The organism is Serratia sp. EC4, assembly GCF_059652115.1.
The window spans coordinates 182,302-201,465 of sequence record NZ_JBNIDE010000010.1 but is presented as its reverse complement, the minus strand read 5'-3'; the positions used below and the strand labels follow the sequence as shown (position 1 = coordinate 201,465).

The following is a 19,164-nucleotide window of genomic DNA, read 5'->3' as shown; positions in this document are numbered from 1 at the left end:
TAACAAGGGGCGCCGGGCGCCCCTTTTTTACAGCGCCATCGCCAACCGCGTGCCCTGATCGATCGCGCGGCGGGCGTCCAGCTCGGCGGCCACGTCGGCGCCGCCGATCAGGTGCACGGTTTTCCCCATCGCCAGCAGCGGCTGCTGCAGTTCGCGGCGCGGTTCCTGCCCGGCGCAAATGACCACCGTGTCCACCGGCAGGCAGCTGTCTTGCTCGGCGCGGGTGATGTGCAGCCCTTCGTCGTCGATCAGCCGATAGCTGACGCTGTTGAGCATCTTCACGCCGCGCATCGCCAGGCTGGCGCGGTGGATCCAACCGGTGGTTTTCCCCAGGCCTTCGCCCACTTTGCTGGTTTTGCGTTGCAACAGGTAGATCTGCCGGGCGGCGCGCGGCGCCTGCGGCCCTTGCTCCGCCAGCCCGCCGCGCTGCTCAAGGCGCCCGTCGATGCCCCATTCGCGGTTGAATTCCGCCTGATCCAGGCTGCTGGACACGCCGTGCTGGCTGAGGTACTCGGCGGTATCGAAGCCGATGCCGCCGGCGCCGACGATCGCCACCCGCTGGCCGACCGGTTTTTTATCGCGCAGCACGTCCAGATAGCTCAGCACCTTGGCGTGCCCGATGCCGGGAATATCCGGGGTGCGCGGCACGATGCCGCAGGCGAGGATCACCTCATCGAATTCGCTTAAATCCGCCGCTTCGACCTTGACGCCCAGCCTGACCGTCACTTCACGCAGCGCCAGCTGGCGGCGGAAGTAACGCAGGGTTTCATGGAATTCTTCCTTGCCGGGGATCTGCTTGGCGATGTTGAACTGGCCGCCGATCTGCTCGGCGGCGTCGAACAGCGTCACCCGATGGCCGCGGCTGGCGGCGGTGGTGGCAAACGCCAGCCCGGCGGGGCCGGCGCCGACCACCGCCAGTTTTTTCGGTTTTTCCGCCATCGTCAGCGGCATTTCGGTTTCACGGCAGGCGCGCGGGTTGACCAGACAGGAAGTCAGCTTGCCTTCAAAGATCTGGTCGAGACAGGCCTGGTTGCAACCGATGCAGGTATTGATCTCGTCGGCGCGCCCCTCGGCGGCTTTCTGCACAAAGGCGGCGTCGGCGAGAAACGGGCGCGCCATCGACACCATGTCGGCGCAGCCGTCCGCCAGCACCTGCTCGGCCACCGCCGGATCGTTGATGCGGTTGGTGGTGATCAGCGGGATGCTGACCTTGCCCATCAGCTTGCGGGTCACCCAGCTGAATCCGGCGCGCGGCACCATGGTGGCGATGGTCGGAATACGCGCTTCGTGCCAGCCGATGCCGGTATTGATGATCGTGGCGCCCGCCTGTTCGATCGCCAGCGCCAGCTGCTCGATCTCCTCCCAACTGGAGCCGTCTTCCACCAGATCAAGCATCGACAGCCGGTAGATCAGAATGAATTCCGGGCCCACGGCCTGGCGTACCGCCCTGACGGTCTCGACGGCGAAGCGCATGCGGTTGGTGAAGCTGCCGCCCCATTGGTCATCGCGCTGGTTGGTGCGCGTCGTCAAGAATTGGTTGATCAGGTAGCCTTCGGAACCCATCACTTCAACGCCGTCGTAGCCGGCCTGCTGCGCCAGCGCCGCGCAGCGGGCGAAGTCGGCGATGGTCTGCGCGATCTCCGCTTCACTCAGGGCGCTCGGCGTAAACGGGTTGATTGGCGCCTGCAGCGCGGAAGGGGCCACCAGCTTGGGTTGATAGCTGTAGCGGCCGGTGTGCAGGATCTGCAGCGCAATTTTGCCGCCCGCCCGGTGGACGGCCTCGGTTACCGGGCGGTGGTGAGGCAATTGCGCTTCGCTGTTGAGGATCGAACCGCCGCGAAACACCACGCCCTGTTCGTTCGGGGCAATGCCGCCGGTGACGATCAGCGCCACGCCGGCGGCGGCGCGCTCGGCATAGAACGCGGCCAGGCGCTGCGGGCCGTCGGGCAGCTCTTCCAGGCCGGTATGCATCGATCCCATCAGCACCCGGTTTTTCAGGGTGGTGAAGCCGAGATCCAGCGGCGCCAGCAGGTGAGGGTAATTGCTCATTGCACTCTCCATCGTTCATCCCCCGCCTCTTTCAACCTGCAGCGTTGTTGCCTGCGTTCGCTCGCCCCAGTCACTTACTTGAGTAAGCTCCTGGGAACGCCCGAACTTGCCGCCTGGCTGCAGGTTGAAAGCGATTGGGGATGAGCATCTGTTATTATTATGTGAACACAAGTGGTCGGATGAGATAAATCTAGCCGTTGTCGCGCCGCTTGGGAATCTGCGTTGCGCCGAATGTGATAGATGTCATGAATCTCAGACTCTGTTTGCATAACGAACAAAAGATCGGTTAGCCTTTACGCGTTGCAAAATCCTTCTCTCTGCGGAGCCATTACCGAAAATGAACACCCACACCTGTTGATATCGTGTCCCACGCTGTGCGCTCTCGCGCCCTGTGGGGATGTTTTGATCTCATTCAGGAGTGCTTATGGCTCATTCAGCGCAGTCCCCTTATTTCGTTTTACATCAACTGGTCTGCCAATTTGCTGACGGCGAAACGCTGTTCGGTCCGCTGGATCTCGCTTTTGATCGGCAGCGCTGCGGCCTGGTGGGGCGCAACGGCGTCGGCAAAACCCAGCTGCTGCGCCTGATCGCCGGGCTGGATCAACCGGGCAACGGGCACGTTGAATCTCATGCCACATTGGCTTACGTTGCACAGCAACCGGAGATCGCCGCGGACACCACGCTGGCCCAGCTGCTGGGTTGTGGCGAGACGTTCGCCGCGCTGGCGCGTCTCGAGCAGGGGCGGCCGCTGGCGGACGATATCGATCGTCTGGAAGGGCGATGGGATCTCCACGATCGCCTGCAAAACGCTTTCGTCGCCGCCGGGCTGCCGGCCTTCGATCCGTTGCGATCCGCCAGTTCGCTGAGCGGCGGCGAGCGGATGCGCGCGGCCCTGTGCGGCGCCTTGCTGGGCGAGGCGGATTTTCTGCTGCTGGATGAACCGACCAACCACCTCGACAGCGCCGGGCGCGCCTGGCTGTATCAACAGCTGGATCAGTGGCGGGGCGGGTTGCTGATCGCCAGCCATGACCGGCAGCTGCTGGCGCGCATGGAGCGCATCGTCGAACTGACGCCCGGCGCGCTGCGCAGCTACGGCGGCAACTATGATGACTACCGGCGCCAGCGCGATACGGAGCAGCAGGCGGCGCGCGCCGATCTGGAACATGCGCGCGAGGAGCGCCGCCGCACCCGCGCCCGCCAACAGAAAGAGCACGACATGAGCCAGCGGCGCTCGGCGCAAACGCTGCGCGTCGTCGATACGCTGAATATCGCCTCTTTCGAACGGGTGGCCTACAAGTCGGCGGCGAAGGAGAGCCTCGGCACGCTGCGCAAACAGCATCAGGATCGGCGCGACAGCCTCGATGCGGCAGTGCGCGAAGCCTATCAGCGGGTGGAAGAGGAACAGCCGGTGTTGCTGGCGCTGCCCGGCAGTGAAGTGAACGCAAACAAGCAGGTGCTGGTGCTCGAGCGGCTGCAGCTGCCGTTCGTCAGCGCGCCGCCGCTGGATTTGCGGATCGACGGTCCGATGCGCGTGGCGTTGACCGGCCCCAACGGCTGCGGCAAATCCACCTTGCTGAAGACCGTTCTCGGTCAGTTGGCGGCGCTTTCCGGCCATTGTCATTGCCCGCTGTCGACGGCCTACCTCGATCAAACCCTGTCGCAGCTCGATCCGGGCCTGTCAGTAATGGAACATCTGGGGCTGCAGGATTCGCCGTTGGCGGAAGGGGCGTTGCGCACCCGGCTGGCGCAGCTGCAGCTTGGCGCGGATCGCATCGCGTTGCCGCTGGGCTCGCTGAGCGGCGGTGAACGGCTGAAGGCGGCGCTGGCCTGTGCGCTCTGGCGGCGACAACCGGCGCAGCTGCTGTTGCTCGACGAGCCGACCAACCACCTGGATCTGGCGTCGTCGCTGGCGATCGAAACCGCGCTGGCGGATTTCCCCGGCGCGATGCTGGTGGTGTCGCACGACGAAGACTTCCTGCAGGCGCTGCGGCCGACGCACCGCCTGTACCGACAGGCGGACGGCTGGCGGTTTCAGGCCTGGTGAGGCAGGCGGGCGGCGCTCTGACTTAGTGCGGGGCGTTGATGCACGCCAGCAGTTGGGTGAAGGCGGCGGCCATCTGCTCTTCCGGCACGCAGGCAAAACCCATCAGCAGACCGCGCCGGCGGTTGGGCAGCATGTAGTAGCGCGACAGCGGCCTCACCAGCACCCCTTGCGCGCCGGCGGCGGCGGCGATCGCCACGTCGTCGGCCTCGTCCGGCAGGTTGAGGATCAGGTGCAATCCGGCGTTGCTGTTGAACTCGCTGAGCGCCTGTTTGCCGAGGTGCCGTTCGATCAATCCGGTCAGGAAGGCGCGCCGCCGGGCGTACAGCAGCCGCATGCGACGGATATGCGCCGTATAGTGCCCCGCCTGAATAAACTCCGCCAACGCGCTCTGGATGAGCAGGTGCCCGCCGCGGTACAGCTCGGCGTGGGCGGTTTTCAGCGCCTGCACCAGCGGCGGCGGCAATACCACATAGCCGAGACGCAGCGCCGGGTAGAGCGTTTTGCTGAAGGTGCCGATGTAGATCACCGGCGCATCGGCTTCCAGCCCCTGCAGCGCCGGGATCGGTTGGCCGGAAAAGCGGAATTCGCTGTCGTAATCGTCTTCGACGATCCAGCCGCCGGCGTTCCGCGCCAGCGCCAGCAGCCGTTGGCGGCGCGCCAGGCTCATCACCGAGCCGAGCGGATATTGGTGCGACGGGGTGACGAAAATCAGGCGGGGCGGCGTCGTTGGCTGCTCCGGCGGCACCAGCCCGGCCTCGTCCACCGCCAGTGGGCAGATGTTCAGCGCATTGATGCGCAGGATATTGCGGATCCCCCAATAGCCCGGCTCTTCGATCCAGGCGTCATCCCCCGGATTGCACAACATGCGCGTCACCAGATCGATCGCCTGATGGATGCCTTCAGTGATCAGGATCTGTTCCGGCGAGCAGCGCACCGAGCGCGCCACCCGTAAATACTCCACCAACGCATGCTGCAGCTCCGGGCTGCCGCCCTGATTGCTGTAGGTCAGCCGCTGCGGCGTCGGGCGGCGGCTGAGGCGCGCCTGGATCTTGCTGAACAGCTGATGAGGAAAGGCGTTGACGTCGGGGACGCCGGGAATGAACGCCCCCCACTGTTTGGGGCTGGCGCTGGCGTGGTGCAGCAGCGTGGCGCCGCGCTCCGACAGTTCGACGCGCCGCGGTTGCCCGCTGCCGTCCGCCGGAGCGCCGCCGGTGGACAGGCAGCTGTCCGGCACCGTGTCGGCGACGAAGGTGCCGCTGCCGGCGCGCGCCGACACGTAGCCCTCCGCCAGCAGTTGTTCATAAACGGTTAATACGGTGTTGCGTGACAGGCTGAGCTCCTGTGCCAGATCGCGCGAGGCGGGCAGGCGGCTGGAGGGCGGCAGGCTGCCATCGAGAATGCTGGTGCGGATCGCGTTGTAAAGCCGCTTGTGCAGCTTGTCATCGGGCTGTTCGCCGAGGCGTTGCAGCAACAGATCACCACTCAATGAGCGCAATTGGATCCCTCATTTATTCGTAACTGGCACTCGATTATAGGGCCACATCCTGTGTAAATAAACGTCATTGTTTCACGAATGTGAACGAAACGTGTAACTGGCACCGACCGGAGAGAACAGCATGAAAAACGCAGAATTGAACCAACGCCGTCAGGACGCCACCCCGCGCGGAGTGGGCGTGATGTGTGGTTTTTACGCCGAGCGCGCAGAGAACGCCACGCTGTGGGATGTGGAAGGTAAGGAAGTGATCGACTTCGCCTCGGGGATCGCCGTGCTGAACACCGGCCATCGCCACCCAAAAGTGATCGCCGCAATTGAAAAGCAGCTGCAGGCCTTCACCCACACCGCCTATCAGATCGTTCCTTACGAAAGCTATGTCTCGTTGGCGGAGCGCATCAACCAGCGCGCGCCGATCGCCGGTCCGTGTAAAACCGCTTTCTTCACCACCGGCGCGGAAGCGGTGGAAAACGCGGTGAAGATTGCCCGCGCTTACACCGGCCGTCCGGGCTTGATCACCTTCGGCGGCGGCTTCCACGGCCGCACCTATATGACCATGGCGCTGACCGGCAAAGTGGCGCCTTACAAACTGGGCTTTGGCCCATTCCCCGGCTCGGTGTTCCACGGCCAGTACCCGAACTCGCTGTACGGCGTGACCACCGAAGACGCGATGAACAGCCTGGATCGCCTGTTTAAAGCGGATATCGATCCCAAGCAGGTGGCGGCCATTGTGCTGGAGCCGGTGCAGGGCGAGGGCGGTTTCAACGTGGCGCCGGCCGATTTCATGCAGGCGCTGCGCGCGCTGTGCGACCAGCACGGCATCCTGCTGATCGCCGACGAAGTGCAGACCGGCTTCGCCCGTACCGGCAAGCTGTTCGCCATGGAGCACTACAGCGTTAAACCGGATCTGATCACCATGGCAAAAAGCCTGGCGGGCGGCATGCCGCTGTCGGCGGTGGCGGGCCGCGCCGAGGTGATGGACGCGCCGGCGCCGGGCGGGCTGGGCGGCACCTATGCCGGTAACCCGCTGGCGGTGGCCGCCGCGCACGCGGTGCTGGACGTGATTGAAGAAGAGCAGTTGTGCCAGCGCGCTCAGCGCTTGGGGCAGCACCTGGTGGAAGTGCTCCAGCAGGCGCGCAAAACCAGCCCGGCGATCGCCGATGTGCGCGCGCAGGGATCGATGGTGGCGGTGGAGTTCAACGATCCGGCTACCGGCAAGCCTTCGGCGGAGATCACCCGTCAGGTGCAGCAGAAGGCGATGGAGGAAGGGCTGCTGCTGCTGAGCTGCGGCGTGAACGGCAACGTGATCCGCTTCCTCTACCCGCTGACCATTCCGGACGATCAGTTCACCAAGGCGATGGGCATCCTGTCCCGCGCGCTGGCCCACTAAAGGAGTGAACGGCATGAAATTGAACAATCCCGAGCTGTTGCGCAGCCAGTGTCTGATCAACGGCGAATGGTGCGATGCCCTGAGCGGCAAGCGCGAAGCGGTGATCAACCCGGCCACCGGCGCCGAGCTGGCCAGCATTCCGCTGGTCAGCGAAGAGGAAACCCAGCAGGCGATCGCGGCGGCGCAGCGGGCGCAAAACGACTGGAAACAGCTGACCGCCAAGCAGCGTTCTGCGCTGCTGTTGGCCTGGGCCGACCAGGTGCTGGCCGCGCAGGAAGATCTGGCGCAGCTGATGACCGCCGAGCAGGGCAAATCGCTGGCGGAAGCGCGCGGCGAAGTGGCCTACGCCGCGTCGTTCATCACCTGGTTCGCCGAAGAGGCCAAGCGGGTGGACGGCGCGGTATTGCAGGCGCCGCAGGCTTCGCAGCGCCTGGTGGTGGTGAAGCAGCCGATCGGCGTGTGCGCGGCCATCACCCCGTGGAATTTCCCGGCGGCGATGATCACCCGCAAGGTGGCGCCGGCGCTGGCGGCCGGTTGCGCCATCATCGTCAAACCGGCCGAGCAAACGCCGCTGACCGCGCTGGCGCTGGCCAAGCTGGCGCAGGACGCCGGTATTCCCGCCGGCGTCCTGCAAGTGGTGACTGGTGAAGCGGCGCAGGTGGGCAAGGTGCTGTGCGACAGCCCGGTGGTGCGCAAGCTGAGCTTTACCGGTTCGACCGAGGTCGGCCGCATCCTGATGGCGCAGTGCGCGCCGAGCATCAAGAAACTGTCGCTGGAGCTGGGCGGTAACGCGCCGGTCATCGTGTTCGACGACGCCAATCTGGACGCGGCGGTGGCGGGCATCATGGCCTCCAAGTTCCGCAACAGCGGCCAGACCTGCGTGTGCGCCAACCGCATCTACGTGCAGGACGGCATCTACGAGCGGCTGGCGGAGAAACTGGTGGCGGCGGTCGAGCAGTTGAAAGTCGGCGACGGCAGCCAGGAAGGCACCACCCAGGGGCCGCTGATCGACAGCGATGCGGTAGCGAAGGTGCAGAGCCATATCGACGACGCGCTGATCAAAGGGGCGCAGATCGCCACCGGCGGCCAGCCGCACGCGCTGGGCGGCACCTTCTTCCAGCCGACGGTGGTGACCGGCGTGACGCAGAAGATGCGCTTCGCCAAAGAAGAGACCTTCGGGCCGGTGGCGCCGCTGTTCCGCTTCCATGACGAGGCGGAAGCCATCGCCATGGCCAACGACACCGAATTCGGCCTGGCCGCCTACCTGTTCACGCAGAACGCCGCGCGCCAGTGGCGGGTGCCGGAAGCGCTGGAGTACGGCATGGTCGGCATCAACACCGGACTGATTTCCAACGAAGTGGCGCCGTTCGGCGGCGTGAAACAATCAGGGCTCGGGCGTGAAGGATCGCGCTACGGGATAGAAGAATATCTGGAGCTGAAATACCTGTGTATCGATGTGAGCCGTTGAGCGTCAGGACGTTAACCCATCCCGGCGGCCAGCGTCGCCGGGCGATAAAGGATGATGCATGTCTGATAATATCTCTGTTTCTCCGGCGCTTGCCGCCGGGGTGCGAGCACCTGCACCCGCCAAATCGTTAAGTTTCCTCGAAGGGGTGGCGATGATCGTCGGCACCAACATCGGCGCCGGGGTGCTCTCCATCGCCTACGCCTCCAGCAAGGCCGGTTTCCTGCCGCTGCTGTTTTGGCTGGTGCTGGTGGGGAGCCTGACCACCATCACCATGCTGTACGTTGCCGAATCTACGTTGCGCACCCGCGCGCATCTGCAACTGAGCGGGCTGGCGAAGCGCTACGTCGGCGGACTTGGTGCCTGGCTGATGTTCGCTTCGGTGTGCGTCAACAGCGTCGGGGCGCTTACCGCCTACATGACCGGCAGCGGCAAGCTGCTGCAATCGCTGTTCGGCATCTCGCCGGCGCTGGGCAGCCTGCTGTTCTTCGTACCCGCCGCCGGCGTGCTGTACCTCGGTTTGAAAGCGATCGGCCGCGGCGAGAAGTTCATCAGCATTGGCATGGTGGTGATGTTGACCGCGCTGGTGGCGGCGACGCTGCTGAAAGACACCACCCAGATGCGCAACCTGCTGGACGGCGACTGGCGCTATATGGTGCCGGTGTTCAACGTGGTGGTGTTCTGCTTCTCGGCGCAGTACATCGTGCCGGAGATGGCGCGCGGCTTCGCCGACAAGCCGGAACAACTGCCGAAGGCGATCATCGTCGGCATGGTGGTGACCTTCATTTTGCTGGCGGCGGTGCCGATGTCGGTGATTGCGCTCAGCGGGCTGGATGACATCTCCGATGTGGCCACCATTTCCTGGGGCCAGGCGCTGGGGCAGTGGGCGTTCTTCTCCGCCAACATCTTCGCGCTGTGCGCGATGCTGACCTCGTACTGGGGGTTGGGCGGCAGTTTTCTGACCAATATTTTCGACAAGTTTAGGCTGGGCAACGACGAGCTGCCGCTGCGCCGTTTCGGCGTGCTGCTGCTGGTGGTGGTGCCGCCGTTCGTGCTGGCTTACAGCGGGCTGGTGTCGTTCGTCAACGCGCTCTACTTCGCCGGGGTGTTCAGCGGGGTGATCCTGTCGATCATGCCGATGCTGATCTTGCGCGGCGCGCGCAAACACGGTGACCAGACCCCGCGCTGGCAGTGCAACTGGATCACGCACCCGCTGCTGCAGGTCAGCATTGTGTTGCTGTACCTGGCCAGCGCGGTGTACGCCATCGCTTCATTGTTAGGCTATCTGCCCTCTGGATGGTGATTTGCCTTCCCTCAAGCAGTGATGTTGTTTCTCGGCATTGAGAACGGCGGCGTCGTGGCCGCCGATTTTTTTCTCAGGCACGCCGTTTTTCCGACAACGCCAGCCAGGCCTGCACCGACGGGCGCTGCCACTGCTTGTGCGCATAGTGGCGCACGCGCTCCGGCACCGGATCGCCGTGCATCACCAGCCGGTTGAGCATCAGCGCCAGATCGGTGTCGGCGATGCACCACTCCCTGAACAGATTGTCCTGCCCGTGGCTCAGCAGTTTTTCCACGGCGGCGATCAGCTTGCGCGCGGCCTCCTGCGCGGCTTCGGACAGCGGCGGGAACTTGCCGTTGTTGAACACCACTTCGGTCGAACGCTCGGCGCGGATCGGCAGCAGATCGCTGCGCAGCCAGGCCTGGATCTCGCGCGCCTTGGCGCGCAGCTTCACGTCGCGCGGATACACGGCGTGGGCCGGGTGGATGTCTTCCAGGTATTCGGCGATCGCCGAAGACTCTGAGAGCTGGAATTCGCCGATCGCCAGCGTCGGCACCCGGCGGGTGAGCGACAGCGCCGCGTAGGCCGCCTCTTTGTTCTCTTCTTTCGCCAGATCCACCGGCTTCACGGTGAACGGAATGCCTTTTTCCGTCAGCACGACAAAGGCGGACATGGCGTACGGGCTGAAAAATTCACTGTCGGTATAAAGCTCGGTGATCGGTTGAGACATCGGCGGTTCCTCGGGGTTAAGGGGGGAACATTCATCATTGTTGAGAGGAGGCTAAAAATCAATCTGTTAGCCTAAAAGTTCTTGGGCGGCGCGGTTTACGGCGCCGTGAGTTCCTTCAGGATGATGTGATATATTTGTTGCCAACACGTGAATTGAGCCGTATTGGGTAACATGAAGACGCAGTGGATAGAACGGGTGAAAGTGGGATGCGCGCGCCTATGGCCGCACCCGCTGGCGGTGGGCAAACGAGAGATGCTGATTTCCAGCGTCGGCGCCGGTTTGGGGCTGATGCTCGCCGGCTGGATCAGCCACTTTATTTTGGGCGAGGTGAACCTGTGGTTTATCGCGCCGATGGGCGCTTCGGCGGTGCTGCTGTTCGGCGTGCCCAACAGCCCGTTGGCGCAGCCTTGGTCGATCGTCGGCGGCAATGCGCTGGCGGCGACGGTGGGCGTCAGCGCCGGTCTGCTGATCCCCGATCCCGGCCTGGCCTGCGGCGCGGCGGCGGCGGTGGCCATCGGCCTGATGTTCAAGCTGCGCTGCCTGCATCCACCCGGCGGCGCGGTGGCGCTGACCGCCATCCTCGGCGGCCCCGGCATTCACCAGATGGGCTACCACTTCGTGTTGTACCCGGTGCTGCTGAACTCGGTGCTGCTGGCGGCGCTGGCCATTCTGTTCAATAACCTGGCCGGGCGGCGCTACCCGCACGCGCTGGCGCCGGCGGAGGCCAAGCCGGCCAATCTGCCGATCGATGCCGTTTCCATTACCCGCGCCGATCTGCACGAGGCGCTGATGGAGGGAGATCTGTTCGATATCGACGAGGACGATCTGCAGGAGATCCTGCTGCGCGCCGAGCAGCTGGCGCATCAGCGGCAAAGCAAGATTGCCTGATCAGCCCAGCGTTTTATCGGATGGCGGAAGGCGCGTAGCCAAAGCGCTTTTGAAAGCGTTCGCTAAAACGCGCTCTGGATTTGTAACCGCAGGCCTCTGCAATGCGGGCCATATCCCATCGGGTGGTTTGAAGCAACATCATGGCGTGATGCATACGGACGTCTATCAGCAAATCTTCGAAGCGTGTCTGTTCGGCGGCAAGACGCCGCCGCAACGTTGCCGGGCTCATCGCTAACGTTTTTCCCGCTGTTTCTGCTGTCCAGTTTTGTTCCGGAGCCTCAAAAATCAAGGTGCGCAGGCGCTGTGATGGGCTATCCAATGGTAAATGCGTAAAAAAATGTCCCCGTTCGGCCAGCGCGGTCAAAAAGTCCAGAAGGCGGTATTGCAGGCGAATATCACTGATTTCCTGTTTTTCCACGCTTTCAATCACGTGATAAAACGTCGCCGACAGGTCTTCGTCCAGAGGCAGCGTTTTCCACGCGTCATCTTTAGGGGGAATAGGGGGTGAAGCCTGCCGGGGTCGGTGAAAGACATCCAGCAGTTCTGCCGACAGCGTCAGGAGTATCGAGCGAAAAGGCCGATCGATATCGCCCGGCGTTTTGACTAAATCTGCGCGGGTGTTGGGGGGAACCAGGAGCAGTTCGCCGGGGGTCTCCAGAGACAAATGTTGTGAAGCGGATGTGATACCGAGTTGGCCCGCCACGATCAGCAAGACCGTCGCTTCATGGAAGACGAACTGCGGCGTGTACAGCTGGCGTTTCAATGTCGGCTGGCACACTCCGCACAAGCGGCGCCTCGACACCGGAGCCCCCGACGGAGAGTGCCAATGCAAAAGCTTCACACCCGGCTCGCGTCTGGTTCGCACTGATCCGAAGGAACCGGTTCGGCTCATATTCGACTCCTTCATGCGATTATTTCGCCGTTGATGCTACGTTAGGGTTCAGGCTATAAAGGCCTGTCAGGCTTGCCTGGGCCAGCACTGGCGCCTTCGCCAGGGCGGCATTCACATTAGCCCCTGTCAACGGCCCTTGTACATCCAAACCGTGGGTAGCAAGCGCATAAACCGTGAAAATATAATGATGAACTAACGTATCGTTCCACGGTGGGCATGGGCCATCGTAACCGTAATATTCCCCCTTCATCTGCTCGTCGGCGGCAAACCAACCGGTATAGTCATTGATGCCGTGGCGATAGGCCGAAGGGGCGTTTGGCCCGGTTTTGCCACGCGGCGTTACGCCGTCCGATTGAGAGCCCGCCGCAATTTCCACGGTACTGGCCGGAATATCCAGCAGCAGCCAGTGAAAGAAATCAACGCGCGGCAACGATGCGGGCACAACCCGACCCTCTTGATTCACATCATCACCGCGGCTTGGCACGTCGGGATCATGGCAGACGATCACGAAAGACTGCGTGCCTGCAGGCACTTCACTCCAGGCGAGATGGGGGTTGCGATTTCCCGATAAAGCGACACGATTGGCGGCATCGGGGATAGCGAAGGCGAACTCAGCGGGAATGAACTCTCCTTCTTTAAAGCTTTGGCTGGTCAGTTTCATAAATGCCAATCTCCTGTTCTATTGAGCGGTATCTGCGGGTATGTGATGTCCCCATTATAAGTTTTTCAAAATAAAGTAAGGCGACAAATCCAATCAAAATAGAACCAATTACGCTCATTATGATTGTATTTGATAGCCTTATGTTGATGGGCGACCGATTCGGTTGCTGTGCCGGTGAGAGTGCCACGGCAAACGCTGGATGGGGATGGGGATGGGGTTTGGTTAATATTGGTGGGGAAGAGGCTGCTGCGCGCCGAGCAGTTGGCGCATCAGCGGCAACACAAGGTGCCTGATCAGCCCAGCGTTTTTCGGTAAAACACCACCCGTTCCGTTTCTGCAAAGCCCAGCGCCGCATGCAGGCGTTGGGAGTCCAGATTGGCGATATCGGTATCCGACGCCAGCTCGCTGCACCCCTGTTGCTTCGCCCACTCCTGCACCTGCGCGATCAGGCGGGCCGCCCAGCCCTGGCGGCGGGCGCGTTCGGCGGTATAAATCCCTTCCAAAAACGCCACCGGCGACGATTCGCAGCCGTTGACGTAATCGTGGCGCAGCGCGACCTCGGCAAAGCCAACGAAAGCGCCGTCCAGCCCCCGCGCCATAAACGCGGTGTGGTGCGGCGAAGCCAATATTTCGCGCATCTCCGCGCGGTGCTCTTCCAACGGGCAGGTGGGCCACAGCGCCGAGCGCAGCGCCAGCCAGGCGTCGAGGTTGTCGTGGTCGCAGTTGACGATCATGCAGGGGCCTTATCTGATGGCAGAGAAGTGATGGGGAATAATATCACGTTGCATCGTCAGTGAGCGGCCGGACATGCCGGCACGCGTGATTGGCGCATCCTGGATTTATCGCCACAGATGGCGACCACACCGTCAACGTCATCGAAAGACGGGGATCGTGCCTAAAGCCGTCCGTCGCTCGCCGGCCTCTTTAAGTCTGCGCCCCAGTTCGGCGATGCGGCGTTCACCGGCTTCCAACGCGGGTGCTGAGGTATGCACCGAATAGGCGCCGAGGTGCAGCGGGTGCGGGTGAGGCACGGCTGAGCCGAGAACGAATACGGCATCTTCATTGCCGGATGCTTCAAGTGCAATGGGCATTTCCCCCGGTTCGAAGACCACCATTTCGCCCGCGTCGACAGGAGCGCCGGCGCTGAGACGGCCTTTGGCCAGTGCGAGCCAGCCGACAGAATGATGCGCTGGCGGCCGATAAGTCCAGCGTTCGCCCGGTTTGAGTGTGACGAGCAAGTAATTGATACCTTCCTGCGCGGGCACCGGGCTTTGCACGCCTTCATGGTTGCCAATGATGACATGCGCCGGCCCGATTTGGCGCATGTTCTGGGCTTCGATATAACGGCTTTCCTGTTCACCGTTTTCCAGTTCGGCGGGCAAGGCCAACCAGAGCTGGAATCCCTGGATGCGCGGCGTATCCGTGGCGGACAATTCCTTGCCGTGCCACATGCCGCCGCCCGCCCGCGCCCATTCCACCGCGCCATAGCCGAGCGTACCGACAGAGCCGCCGGCGGGATCTTCGTAGTGAAAAGCGCCTTCGAGCGGTACGGTCACGGTGGCTATGCCTGAATGCGGATGCAGCGGCATGTTGGCCAGCATTGCCATGGTGCGCTGATCCGCATCGAACAGATCGAGGAATACGAAGGGTTTAAGCACCTGACCCAGATCGGAAGGGCTCATCAGCCGGGTGATCGGGCCGTGGCTTTGGCCTCGGGTGCGTTGTGTAATACGCCGCGGGTTGGGCGCGAGTGGCGAGGTCAACGTGGTGTTCATGATTGAATCTCCAGTTTACAAATCCGGCGCGAACGAATTCCGGGGTACGCGGCACAGCCATAGGATTGAGCGGTATTGCATCGCCGGTGGCCAGCCCAAAAAAGGGACTGGCCGCGATCCTGTTATCGTTGTGCCGAACAGGCTCGATTAAGCGGTCAGGCCGTCAATCTGAGCCGCCGCCGCATCGATGGCGACAGTGCGGTTTTCCGGGCTGAGTGCCAGTCCCTCTGCTCGAACGAAGGTGATGTCCGTAATGCCAAGGAAGCCGAAGAAACTGCGCAGATAGGTTTCCTGATGGTCCAGGAAGGCCAGTGGCGTGCCTTCGCCGTACAGGCCACCGCGGGTGGAAGCAACGATAACGCGTTTCCCCTTGGCGAGGCCTTCAGCGCCGTTTTCCGTATAGCGGAAAGTTCTGCCTGGCACTGCAAGTCGGTCAAGCCAGGCGCGCAGCTGAGTCGGCAACGTAAAGTTATACATAGGCGCACCGACGATAATGACATCGGCGGCAAGGAAGTCGTCGACGAGTTTGGCGTTGCGGGCAACGGCCTGTTTGACGTGCTCGTCTTGCGGCTCCACGCCTTGCAGAGCCAGAAATTCGGCGCTGGAAAGGTGGTTAATCGGGTCGGCGGCGAGATCGGTGTGGATGATCCTGGCGTCTGGCTTAGCTGCAGACAGCTGTTTGGCGATCGCCGCCGTGAGCTGGCGGCTAACCGATTGTTCGTTGAGAATGCTGGAGTCGATATGAAGCAGTGTCATGATGAAATCCTTAGGTATAAAATGGTAACCAGGGATAACAATATAACCATGTCCTAAAATGGCAGACAATAAGGCACATTAGGAGAACCCGGTATCATGAATGTGACTGATCAACCTCGAGATTTAAGACATGCCGACTGCCAAAAGATCAGCCAGGTATTGGCGCGCGTTGGTGAGAAGTGGAGTGTCCTGATCATTATGCTCTTGGCGAACGGGCCACGCCGATTCACTGAAATAAAGCGTACAATCAATGGAATATCTCAGCGGATGCTGACGCTGTGCCTGCGCAATATGGAACGAGATGGGTTAGTCAAGCGGACAGTTATTGCCGTCATGCCGCCGCACGTCGAATATGAATTGACGCCGCTCGGTTGCTCATTGACCGTACCCGTCATCGCGCTGGGAACCTGGGCGAATGAACATATTGCCGATATTGATGCGGCGAGAACCGCATTCGACGCGCAAAATAGCGAGGCCGGTGAGGATGTTAATTCACGCTAGAGGCGGCAGGGGGGCGAATGAAATTTGCGTTCTGTTGCAAAAGAGGCGAATGCCTGGTTGCGCCGCAGAAAAAACTAAGGGGCTACGCTGTTAACGTAACCCCTTGATAATTTGGTGGCCCCTGTTGGGTTTGAACCAACGACCAAGCGATTATGAGTCGCCTGCTCTAACCACTGAGCTAAGGGGCCAAGCCGCGAGATTATAGGGAATCCTTAAGCATCGGTCTACTGTTACCCGCCCGTATGTTGCTTTTCTGCGCAGTTCTAGCCTGTTGTAATTGCTGGCGGATTTTGCGATAACCGCAGTAAATCCCTGCAATGGACTCACGACACTCATGGAACTTCTGGCGCCCAATCTGCGGGTGGTGTTTTGCGGCATCAACCCCGGCCTTTCTTCCGCCCATCAGGGCTATCCTTTTGCCAACGGCAGCAACCGCTTCTGGAAGGTGATCCATCAGGCCGGCTTTACCGAGCGCCAGCTGGCGCCGGAGCAGTGGCAGCAGTTGAAGGACAACGGCTGCGGCATTACCGCGCTGGTGGCGCGCCCGACGGTGGCGGCCAGCGAGCTGTCGCGCGACGAGTTGCGCAGCGGCGGTGAGGCGCTGCAAGAGAAGATCCTGCGCTACCAGCCGCGCGCGCTGGCGATTTTAGGCAAACAGGCATTCACCACCGCCTTCGGGGTGAAAAACGCGCCCTGGGGCAAGCAGGCGATGATGCTGGGGCAAACCGAGGTGTGGGTATTGCCCAACCCCAGCGGATTGAACCGCGCCACGCTGGAGCAGCTTACCGCCAGCTATCACGAGCTGTTCCTGGCGCTGCAATGACATAAGGGAGTATGCGATGACATCGATGATGAAAGGCTGTGTGATGGCGCTGTTATTGGTGACCGGCGCTGCGCAGGCGGGGCATTCGCCACAGGAGGCGCGCAACAAGCAGAACGTGCTGGAGTTTTATCGGCAGGGGCTGAACAACAAGGATTTTGCGGCGGCGCGACCGTTTTTAGGCGAACAGTACAAACAGCATAACCCCAATGCCCAAGACGGCGTGGCGGGTTTTCGTCAATTTGTCGAGCTGCTGAAAACGCGTTACCCCAACTCGCACAGCGAGATTAAACAGGCGTTCGTCGACGGTGACTATGTGATTTTGCATGTGGAAGTCAGCGGGCGCGAGGCCGGCAAGACGGCGGCGATCGTCGATATCTTCCGTCTGGACAGCGCCGGAAAAATCGTCGAGCACTGGGACGTGACGCAGCCGGTGCCGGAGAAGACCGCCAGCGGCAACGGCATGTTCTGAGGCATAAAAAAACCCCGGCAGGCCGGGGTTTTTGTTTTGGGTGCGGCAGCCGGACTTAGTCGTCCAGGAAGCTGCGCAGCACTTCGGAGCGGCTTGGGTGACGCAGCTTGCGCAGCGCCTTGGCTTCGATCTGACGAATACGCTCACGGGTAACGTCAAACTGCTTGCCTACCTCTTCCAGCGTGTGGTCGGTGTTCATGTCGATGCCGAAACGCATGCGCAGCACTTTCGCTTCGCGCGCGGTCAGGCCGGCCAGCACGTCGTGGGTGGCGGAACGCAGGCTTTCCGAGGTCGCGGAATCCAGCGGCAGCTCGAGGGTGGTATCCTCGATGAAGTCGCCCAGATGCGAATCTTCGTCGTCGCCGATCGGCGTTTCCATCGAGATTGGCTCTTTGGCGATCTTCAGCACTTTGCGGATCTTGTCTTCCGGCATCAGCATGCGCTCGGCCAGCTCTTCCGGCGTCGGCTCGCGGCCCATCTCTTGCAGCATCTGGCGCGAAATACGGTTGAGCTTGTTGATGGTCTCAATCATATGCACCGGAATACGGATGGTGCGCGCCTGGTCGGCGATGGAGCGGGTGATAGCCTGACGGATCCACCAGGTGGCGTACGTCGAGAACTTGTAGCCGCGGCGGTATTCGAACTTGTCTACCGCTTTCATCAGGCCGATGTTGCCTTCCTGGATCAGATCCAGGAACTGCAGGCCGCGGTTGGTGTATTTCTTGGCGATGGAAATAACCAGACGCAGGTTGGCCTCAACCATCTCTTTCTTCGCGCGGCGGGCTTTCGCTTCACCGATCGACATGCGACGGTTGATGTCTTTGACCTGCTCGATGGTCAGGCCGGTCTCTTCTTCGATCTGACGCAGTTTCTGCAGGCTGCGCTGCACGTCTTCAGCAACGTCTTTCAGCTTTTCCGACCATGGCTTGGCCATCGCCAGCGCGGCTTCAAACCAGGAATCGCTGGTTTCGTTGCCGGCGAACAGGGTGACGAAGTTTTTCTTCGGCATTTTGCACTGTTCAACGCACAGCTTCATGATGATGCGTTCTTGGGTGCGAACGCGGTCCATCATGGTGCGCATGCTGTTGACCAGGAAGTCGAACTGTTTCGGCACCAGGCGGAACTGCTTGAACACTTCAGACAGCTTCAGGATCTCGTCCGCGGCGCTGGCGTGGCTGCGGCCGTTTTTCTTGATCACCAGACGCGTCGCTTCATACTGATCGCGCAACTCGGCGAACTTCTGACGCGCCAGCTCAGGATCGATGCTGTTATCGTCTTCGGTGTCGTCGTCTTCGTCGTCTTCATCTTCTTCGTCGTCGTCTTGCTCTTCGCTCGACAGTTCAGAACCGATGTGGGTCGCGGTGGGGGCGATGTCCTCTTCCGCGTTAGGATCGACGAAGCCGGTGATCAGATCGGACAGGCGCGCTTCACCCGCTTCGACGCGATCGTACTGCTCAAGCAGGTAGGTGATGGCTTCCGGGTATTCGGCAACCGAGCACTGTACCTGGTTGATGCCGTCTTCGATGCGCTTGGCGATGTCGATTTCGCCTTCGCGCGTCAGCAGTTCGACGGTGCCCATTTCGCGCATGTACATGCGCACCGGGTCGGTGGTGCGGCCGATTTCGGATTCCACGCTGGACAGAACCTGTGCGGCGGCTTCTTCCGCATCTTCGTCCGTGCTGTTCGAGTTTTCGGCGAGCAGCAGGTCATCGGCGTCCGGTGCTTCTTCCATCACCTGGATGCCCATGTCGTTAATCATCTGGATGATGTCTTCGATCTGATCGGAGTCGACGATATCTTCCGGCAGATGGTCATTGACCTCAGCATAGGTCAGATAGCCTTGCTCCTTACCACGGGTGACAAGTAGCTTCAGCTGTGACTGCGGGTTTTGCTCCATAAGACGGTATCCACACTTCAGAGTATTTAGGTTGGTGTCGGTCGGCGAAA

General features: G+C 61.7%; 17 protein-coding genes and 1 tRNA gene. 8 read left to right on the top strand and 10 right to left on the bottom strand.

Translation table 11 applies throughout. The annotated features are described in order from the left end of the window. Positions 1 to 27 precede the first annotated feature (27 nt). Positions 28 to 2,049 carry an oxidoreductase gene (locus ACP39K_RS21915; RefSeq protein WP_089185062.1) on the bottom strand — a complete coding sequence of 674 codons (2,022 nt, stop codon included), beginning with the start codon at positions 2,047 to 2,049 and terminating at the stop codon, positions 28 to 30. Between the two features lie 424 nt (positions 2,050 to 2,473). On the opposite strand from ACP39K_RS21915, the gene ACP39K_RS21910 reads away from it, so the two are divergent. Continuing rightward, on the top strand, positions 2,474 to 4,093 hold the full coding sequence (locus ACP39K_RS21910) for an ABC-F family ATP-binding cassette domain-containing protein (protein ID WP_497008828.1): 1,620 nt from the start codon (positions 2,474 to 2,476) through the stop codon (positions 4,091 to 4,093). A gap of 22 nt (positions 4,094 to 4,115) precedes the next feature. Here ACP39K_RS21910 and pdxR read toward each other — a convergent pair whose 3' ends face one another. Beyond that, positions 4,116 to 5,588, bottom strand: coding sequence for a MocR-like pyridoxine biosynthesis transcription factor PdxR (pdxR, locus tag ACP39K_RS21905; RefSeq protein ID WP_048794637.1), 1,473 nt, complete (start codon positions 5,586 to 5,588; stop codon positions 4,116 to 4,118). A gap of 121 nt (positions 5,589 to 5,709) precedes the next feature. Between pdxR and ACP39K_RS21900 the strand changes: the two genes are divergently transcribed. Genes ACP39K_RS21900 through ACP39K_RS21890 form a run of 3 tightly spaced genes read left to right on the top strand, consistent with a single transcriptional unit; the run spans position 5,710 to position 9,743 of the window. Further along, positions 5,710 to 6,975: a 4-aminobutyrate--2-oxoglutarate transaminase gene (locus ACP39K_RS21900; protein ID WP_346403406.1), complete on the top strand. Its 1,266-nt coding sequence runs from the start codon at positions 5,710 to 5,712 to the stop codon at positions 6,973 to 6,975. Between the two features lie 13 nt (positions 6,976 to 6,988). Beyond that, entirely contained in the window at positions 6,989 to 8,443 is a 1,455-nt protein-coding gene (locus tag ACP39K_RS21895; RefSeq protein WP_033639323.1) for an NAD-dependent succinate-semialdehyde dehydrogenase, read from the top strand. A gap of 58 nt (positions 8,444 to 8,501) precedes the next feature. Beyond that, positions 8,502 to 9,743: an aromatic amino acid transport family protein gene (locus ACP39K_RS21890; RefSeq protein WP_033639324.1), complete on the top strand. Its 1,242-nt coding sequence runs from the start codon at positions 8,502 to 8,504 to the stop codon at positions 9,741 to 9,743. A 73-nt stretch (positions 9,744 to 9,816) separates the two neighbouring features. Here ACP39K_RS21890 and yfcF read toward each other — a convergent pair whose 3' ends face one another. Then, positions 9,817 to 10,452: a glutathione transferase gene (gene yfcF, locus ACP39K_RS21885; RefSeq protein ID WP_004937171.1), complete on the bottom strand. Its 636-nt coding sequence runs from the start codon at positions 10,450 to 10,452 to the stop codon at positions 9,817 to 9,819. A gap of 171 nt (positions 10,453 to 10,623) precedes the next feature. Here yfcF and ACP39K_RS21880 point away from each other — a divergent pair, with 171 nt between their 5' ends. Next, positions 10,624 to 11,340, top strand: a complete 717-nt coding sequence (locus ACP39K_RS21880; RefSeq protein ID WP_016930165.1) for an HPP family protein — start codon at positions 10,624 to 10,626, stop codon at positions 11,338 to 11,340. Between the two features lie 13 nt (positions 11,341 to 11,353). On the opposite strand, the gene ACP39K_RS21875 is transcribed toward ACP39K_RS21880, so the two are convergent. The 5 genes from ACP39K_RS21875 to ACP39K_RS21855 form a co-directional block, all read right to left on the bottom strand. Continuing rightward, positions 11,354 to 12,103 carry a helix-turn-helix transcriptional regulator gene (locus ACP39K_RS21875; protein WP_497008827.1) on the bottom strand — a complete coding sequence of 250 codons (750 nt, stop codon included), beginning with the start codon at positions 12,101 to 12,103 and terminating at the stop codon, positions 11,354 to 11,356. A 148-nt stretch (positions 12,104 to 12,251) separates the two neighbouring features. Next, a complete protein-coding gene (locus tag ACP39K_RS21870) occupies positions 12,252 to 12,893 on the bottom strand; it encodes a YbhB/YbcL family Raf kinase inhibitor-like protein (RefSeq protein ID WP_033639325.1) in 642 nt (213 codons plus the stop codon). Positions 12,894 to 13,186: 293 nt separating this feature from the next. Continuing rightward, positions 13,187 to 13,627: an aminoglycoside 6'-N-acetyltransferase gene (aac(6'), locus tag ACP39K_RS21865; protein ID WP_033639326.1), complete on the bottom strand. Its 441-nt coding sequence runs from the start codon at positions 13,625 to 13,627 to the stop codon at positions 13,187 to 13,189. Positions 13,628 to 13,765: 138 nt separating this feature from the next. Further along, positions 13,766 to 14,668: a pirin family protein gene (locus ACP39K_RS21860; RefSeq protein WP_342149255.1), complete on the bottom strand. Its 903-nt coding sequence runs from the start codon at positions 14,666 to 14,668 to the stop codon at positions 13,766 to 13,768. A gap of 147 nt (positions 14,669 to 14,815) precedes the next feature. Further along, positions 14,816 to 15,424 carry an FMN-dependent NADH-azoreductase gene (locus tag ACP39K_RS21855; protein WP_033639328.1) on the bottom strand — a complete coding sequence of 203 codons (609 nt, stop codon included), beginning with the start codon at positions 15,422 to 15,424 and terminating at the stop codon, positions 14,816 to 14,818. A gap of 96 nt (positions 15,425 to 15,520) precedes the next feature. Here ACP39K_RS21855 and ACP39K_RS21850 point away from each other — a divergent pair, with 96 nt between their 5' ends. Further along, on the top strand, positions 15,521 to 15,925 hold the full coding sequence (locus ACP39K_RS21850; RefSeq protein WP_016930161.1) for a winged helix-turn-helix transcriptional regulator: 405 nt from the start codon (positions 15,521 to 15,523) through the stop codon (positions 15,923 to 15,925). 112 nt (positions 15,926 to 16,037) lie between these two features. Here the strand turns inward: ACP39K_RS21850 and ACP39K_RS21845 are convergent. Continuing rightward, positions 16,038 to 16,113: transfer RNA gene (locus ACP39K_RS21845), tRNA-Ile, on the bottom strand. 146 nt (positions 16,114 to 16,259) lie between these two features. Here ACP39K_RS21845 and mug point away from each other — a divergent pair. Both mug and ACP39K_RS21835 read left to right on the top strand, forming a co-directional pair. Further along, positions 16,260 to 16,748 carry a G/U mismatch-specific DNA glycosylase gene (gene mug / locus ACP39K_RS21840; RefSeq protein ID WP_033639354.1) on the top strand — a complete coding sequence of 163 codons (489 nt, stop codon included), beginning with the start codon at positions 16,260 to 16,262 and terminating at the stop codon, positions 16,746 to 16,748. A 16-nt stretch (positions 16,749 to 16,764) separates the two neighbouring features. Then, complete coding sequence (locus ACP39K_RS21835) at positions 16,765 to 17,217, top strand: nuclear transport factor 2 family protein (RefSeq protein ID WP_080286907.1); 453 nt, start codon at positions 16,765 to 16,767, stop codon at positions 17,215 to 17,217. 55 nt (positions 17,218 to 17,272) lie between these two features. Here the strand turns inward: ACP39K_RS21835 and rpoD are convergent, their stop codons facing one another. After that, positions 17,273 to 19,114 carry an RNA polymerase sigma factor RpoD gene (gene rpoD, locus ACP39K_RS21830; RefSeq protein ID WP_004937194.1) on the bottom strand — a complete coding sequence of 614 codons (1,842 nt, stop codon included), beginning with the start codon at positions 19,112 to 19,114 and terminating at the stop codon, positions 17,273 to 17,275. Positions 19,115 to 19,164: the final 50 nt, after the last annotated feature.

Excerpts from the sequence above, each read along its gene's own strand:
- mug (WP_033639354.1), top strand. The coding sequence starts at position 16,260 with ATGGAACTTCTGGCGCCCAATCTGCGGGTGGTGTTTTGCGGCATCAAC.
- ACP39K_RS21900 (WP_346403406.1), top strand. The coding sequence starts at position 5,710 with ATGAAAAACGCAGAATTGAACCAACGCCGTCAGGACGCCACCCCGCGC.
- ACP39K_RS21855 (WP_033639328.1), bottom strand. The coding sequence starts at position 15,424 with ATGACACTGCTTCATATCGACTCCAGCATTCTCAACGAACAATCGGTT.
- ACP39K_RS21850 (WP_016930161.1), top strand. The coding sequence starts at position 15,521 with ATGAATGTGACTGATCAACCTCGAGATTTAAGACATGCCGACTGCCAA.
- ACP39K_RS21910 (WP_497008828.1), top strand. The coding sequence starts at position 2,474 with ATGGCTCATTCAGCGCAGTCCCCTTATTTCGTTTTACATCAACTGGTC.
- ACP39K_RS21835 (WP_080286907.1), top strand. The coding sequence starts at position 16,765 with ATGACATCGATGATGAAAGGCTGTGTGATGGCGCTGTTATTGGTGACC.
- ACP39K_RS21860 (WP_342149255.1), bottom strand. The coding sequence starts at position 14,668 with ATGAACACCACGTTGACCTCGCCACTCGCGCCCAACCCGCGGCGTATT.
- ACP39K_RS21915 (WP_089185062.1), bottom strand. The coding sequence starts at position 2,049 with ATGAGCAATTACCCTCACCTGCTGGCGCCGCTGGATCTCGGCTTCACC.
- ACP39K_RS21895 (WP_033639323.1), top strand. The coding sequence starts at position 6,989 with ATGAAATTGAACAATCCCGAGCTGTTGCGCAGCCAGTGTCTGATCAAC.
- yfcF (WP_004937171.1), bottom strand. The coding sequence starts at position 10,452 with ATGTCTCAACCGATCACCGAGCTTTATACCGACAGTGAATTTTTCAGC.
- ACP39K_RS21890 (WP_033639324.1), top strand. The coding sequence starts at position 8,502 with ATGTCTGATAATATCTCTGTTTCTCCGGCGCTTGCCGCCGGGGTGCGA.
- ACP39K_RS21870 (WP_033639325.1), bottom strand. The coding sequence starts at position 12,893 with ATGAAACTGACCAGCCAAAGCTTTAAAGAAGGAGAGTTCATTCCCGCT.
- ACP39K_RS21880 (WP_016930165.1), top strand. The coding sequence starts at position 10,624 with ATGAAGACGCAGTGGATAGAACGGGTGAAAGTGGGATGCGCGCGCCTA.
- rpoD (WP_004937194.1), bottom strand. The coding sequence starts at position 19,114 with ATGGAGCAAAACCCGCAGTCACAGCTGAAGCTACTTGTCACCCGTGGT.